Origin of the sequence: Acinetobacter sp. UBA3132 (genome assembly GCF_002364825.1) — a bacterium.
GTDB classification, from domain to species: Bacteria; Pseudomonadota; Gammaproteobacteria; order Pseudomonadales; family Moraxellaceae; genus Acinetobacter; species Acinetobacter schindleri.
Window position 1 is genome coordinate 7,611 of sequence record NZ_DEZM01000018.1, and the last position, 4,563, is coordinate 12,173.

The following is a 4,563-nucleotide window of genomic DNA, read 5'->3' on the forward strand; positions in this document are numbered from 1 at the left end:
AAAATAACTATTAAGTTTTTGAATTAATTATGATATTTAAATTAATTTGCAAGAAATCATCGACTGTAAAAAAATCTTAAAAAATTTAGGGATTTTAATCTGGCTCACTTGCTTTACAGGTTCTCAGGTACCAAGCGCATATTGCATTTTCCTAAAAACTAAAAAGAGATAGAAATAAACCTGAAAAATTTTATTGATGCTATGGTTTATTGTCAGGCTAAGGATCTTGCCAAAGATGGAAAAGAGTCAAAAAATTATCTATTCAACTAGTGCTATTTCTACCCAGAAACTCAGGTCATCTAAAAATCGTCTTTTGCCTTTAAATGAAAAAATAAAAGATACCGTTAATCTTAAATAAGTCTATTTTTTGAGCTACAAGGCTATTCTCATACTAAAGAATAAGAAGGATTTGCCCGGTTTTTTTCTAGAAAATAAGGATTTAGAGCCATTCTTTTAAAGAATATGTATCCATTTATTTCAAAAACGCTGTTTTTTATATATAAGTTTATGAAATATAAAAGATTTGGGAAATGGCTTTTCCACAGTGTACTATGCCTGCAAAACGATGTGAAACATCTACAACAAGTATGCAGTACAGAAGAACGATTCAAGAGGCAGGTAAGCTATGAACAACAACTACCGTAAACCGCTGCAAGGTACCCAGCTGGAATATTACGACGTGCGTCAGGCCGTTGAAGATATTCAGCCAGGCGCATATGCCAAACTTCCCTATACCTCCAAAGTGCTGGCAGAGCAGTTGGTACGCCGTTGTGATCCTGCCATTCTGGAACAGTCACTGCGTCAGTTAATTGAGCGTAAGCAGGAACATGATTTTCCTTGGTATCCGGCACGTGTGGTGTGTCATGACATTTTGGGGCAAACGGCACTGGTCGATCTTGCCGGTCTGCGTGATGCGATTGCCGATCAGGGCGGTGACCCCTCCAAAGTCAATCCGGTGGTGCCAACCCAGCTGATTGTCGACCACTCGCTGGCGGTGGAGTATGGCGGCTTTGATCCGGATGCATTCCGTAAAAACCGCGAAGTGGAAGACCGTCGTAATGAAGACCGTTTCCATTTTATTGAATGGACCAAAACGGCTTTTGAAAATGTTGATGTGATTCCAGCCGGTAACGGCATCATGCACCAGATCAATCTGGAAAAAATGTCACCGGTGATTCAGAACCGTGACGGTGTTGCATTCCCGGACACTTGTGTTGGTACAGATTCGCATACGCCACATACTGATGCATTGGGTGTAATTTCGGTGGGTGTTGGTGGCCTGGAAGCTGAGAACGTGATGCTGGGCCGTGCATCCTGGATGCGTCTGCCAGATATTATCGGTGTAGAGTTAGTTGGACAGCGTCAACCGGGCATTACCGCAACAGATATCGTTTTGGCCTTAACTGAATTCCTGCGTAAAGAACGTGTTGTGGGTGCGTACTTAGAATTCTTTGGTGAAGGTGCTGACAGCATGTCAGTGGGTGATCGCGCCACAATTTCTAATATGACCCCTGAATATGGTGCAACGGCTGCCATGTTCTATATTGATCAAAACACCATTGATTATCTGACCCTGACTGGTCGTGAATCAGAACAAGTCAAACTGGTTGAAGGCTATGCCAAGGAAATTGGTCTGTGGTCATCGGAAATGACACAAGCGGAATATCCACGTGTACTGCGTTTTGACCTGTCGACTGTGACCCGTAATATTGCTGGTCCATCGAATCCGCATGCGCGTGTTTCAACTGCTGACCTGAAAGAGAAAGGCATTGCCGGTGTGGTAGAAAACCGTACCGATGGCCTGATGCCAGATGGTGCGATCATCATCGCGGCGATCACTTCATGTACCAATACTTCCAATCCACGTAATACTGTTGCAGCAGGTTTATTGGCACGTAAAGCCAATGAGCTTGGTTTAGTGCGTAAGCCATGGGTGAAATCATCTTTTGCACCTGGTTCTAAAGCAGCTGCGCTGTACTTGGAAGAAGCAGATGTACTTGAAGATCTGGAAAAACTGGGCTTTGGTATCGTAGCCTATGCATGTACGACCTGTAACGGCATGTCGGGCGCACTCGATCCAAAGATTCAGCAGGAAATTATTGACCGTGACCTGTATGCCACAGCGGTATTGTCCGGTAACCGAAACTTCGATGGCCGTATCCATCCGTACGCGAAACAGGCTTTTCTGGCATCTCCACCATTAGTCGTGGCTTATGCAATTGCCGGTACGATTCGTTTTGACATCGAGAAAGATGCCTTAGGCACAGACAAAGATGGCAATCCGATTTACCTGAAAGACATCTGGCCATCGGATGAAGAAATTGATGCATTGGTCAAAACTTCGGTGAAGCCTGAGCAGTTCCAGAAAGTCTATATTACAATGTTTGATTTGGGCGAAGTCGAGCAGGCGGCAAGTCCGCTATATGACTGGCGTCCACAAAGTACTTATATTCGTCGTCCGCCATATTGGGAAGGAGCTTTGGCTGCACCACGTACTCTGGCAAATATGCGTCCGTTAGCAATCCTTGGCGATAACATCACTACCGATCATTTATCTCCATCAAACGCGATTGTGTTGGATTCAGCAGCGGGTCAATATCTGGCGAAAATGGGCTTACCTGAAGAAGATTTCAACTCTTATGCCACGCACCGTGGCGATCACCTGACTGCACAGCGTGCAACCTTGGCGAATCCGAAGCTGTATAACGAAATGGTGGTACGTTCTGACGGCACCATCAAACAAGGTTCTAAAGCGCGTGTGGAGCCGGAAGGCGAAGTGATGCGGATGTGGGAAGCGATTGAAACCTACATGAACCGCAAGCAGCCTTTGATCGTGATTGCTGGTAAAGACTACGGTCAGGGTTCAAGTCGTGACTGGGCAGCCAAAGGTGTGCGTCTGGCTGGTGTAGAAGCGATTGTGGCTGAAGGTTTTGAGCGTATTCACCGTACCAATCTGGTCGGTATGGGCGTTCTTCCACTTGAGTTTAAACCGGGTACAGACCGCAAGACTTTAAAGCTGGATGGTACAGAGTTGTATAGTGTGATTGGTAATATTGCACCACGTTCGACTTTGACACTTGTGATTGAGCGCGCAACTGAAGATGGTAAGGAACAGACGATTGAAGTGCCTGTGACCTGTCGTCTGGATACCGAAGAAGAAGTGCATGTGTATGAAGCGGGTGGGGTATTACAGCGCTTTGCACAGGACTTTTTAGAGGGGAATTTGGTTTAATAATTTTATTAATAAAGCCTTTATGTTTTAACTAAAGGCTTTATTATATTTAAGTTTTTGAAAAGCAAAATATTTGAGATTAGTATGAATGTTAAGTTTGATTTTTTAATCGATTCTGAAGACTTTTCAATTGACATGAAAACTGGTCTTGAAAGTTTGGAAGGTGTTTCTGATACATTTAGATTAATCGGTGAGGCTTTATTAACTGATGACCTTGCTGATCGAAAAACTCATAGAAATGATGTAAGGACTAACTTAGAGAAGAACTTTAAAGGTTCTTATGGTCAAGTTTTTAGTTTAGAGCCTCATGATCGAGATGCGATTTTAGCTTTAAGAAAGATGGGGAAAGATACGTTTGTTGAGCTCGTTGAGCATTTTATATCTGAAGCATTGTATGAGGATCCAAAAGAGTTGAGCCAAGAAGCACTAGCCGTCCTAGAGCAGTTATCTAATAGAACAATCAAGCAATTGATGAAAAAATTAAGAAATCCATTAAGAACATTACATAAAATTCATAGAGCATTTGGTTATTCCTTAAAAATTAGATATAGAAAATATGCTCATGAACCTGTATTAATTCAAAATTTTAATGCTACTACTTATGAAGCACTTAATGCTGTGGAACAAAATGAGATTATAGATATCAAAGCGGCAGTGACAAAGTTAAATGTACATACTGGTAATGGGAGAATTCAAATGCAAAATGCAGATAGTACTGTTGCATTTGGATTCGGAAAAGTATTTGAAAGTTTACCAGTTGAGACAAAGAGAATTTTTTCTGGAAATCTTAATCATATTATGGGTGCGGATAAAGAAAACTGGTCATACCTAGATTTAAAAGTTTCACCTGTAAAATTGGGTGATGGACGTATTGTAAAATATATTTTTAAAGAGTTTGCCTAAATGAAAAATTATATTTGGGCCGCTGGAATTGCTTTATTTTTAGCATTTTCTAGCTATATCTACCAATTTTATATGGTTTTAGGCTTTCCTTTATCCAAAGACCAAGCAGTATGGGGGCAGTTAGGTGATTTCATTGGTGGACTTCTAAATCCATTATTTGGATTTATTTCTATAATTTTATTAATTAAATCCCTAAGTTTACAAAATCAATCTAACAGAAAGTTGATTGAGCAAATTGAGAATACAAAGCGAACAGAGAGCTTGAAAAGTTTTGAAAACCTTTTCTTTAACCTGATTGATGTCAAGAATGGCTATTTCTCTCATTTTCTAGTGGAATTAAACTTATCTGCAAGCGAGACGAGGACTTTTGCAAAGGATATAGCTGTAGATAAATTAGAAATAATTATTCAAAAATTTAGAGAGAACTC

The 4,563-nt window shown here is 41.1% G+C and carries 2 protein-coding genes and 1 pseudogene; all 3 read left to right on the forward strand.

The window, feature by feature from the left end; all coding sequences use genetic code 11:
- Positions 1-625: 625 nt before the first annotated feature.
- Entirely contained in the window at positions 626-3,232 is a 2,607-nt protein-coding gene (gene acnD, locus B4033_RS00685; protein WP_286831136.1) for a Fe/S-dependent 2-methylisocitrate dehydratase AcnD, read from the forward strand.
- 84 nt (positions 3,233-3,316) lie between these two features.
- Positions 3,317-4,135, forward strand: coding sequence for a hypothetical protein (locus tag B4033_RS00690; protein ID WP_180095923.1), 819 nt, complete (start codon positions 3,317-3,319; stop codon positions 4,133-4,135).
- Positions 4,136-4,563 (forward strand): annotated as a pseudogene (locus B4033_RS00695) (hypothetical protein); the annotation flags it as partial. It abuts the gene before it with no gap.

Bases quoted from the DNA above. Each gene is read 5' to 3' on its own strand.
- acnD (WP_286831136.1), top strand. From the start codon at position 626: ATGAACAACAACTACCGTAAACCGCTGCAAGGTACCCAGCTGGAATAT.
- B4033_RS00690 (WP_180095923.1), top strand. From the start codon at position 3,317: ATGAATGTTAAGTTTGATTTTTTAATCGATTCTGAAGACTTTTCAATT.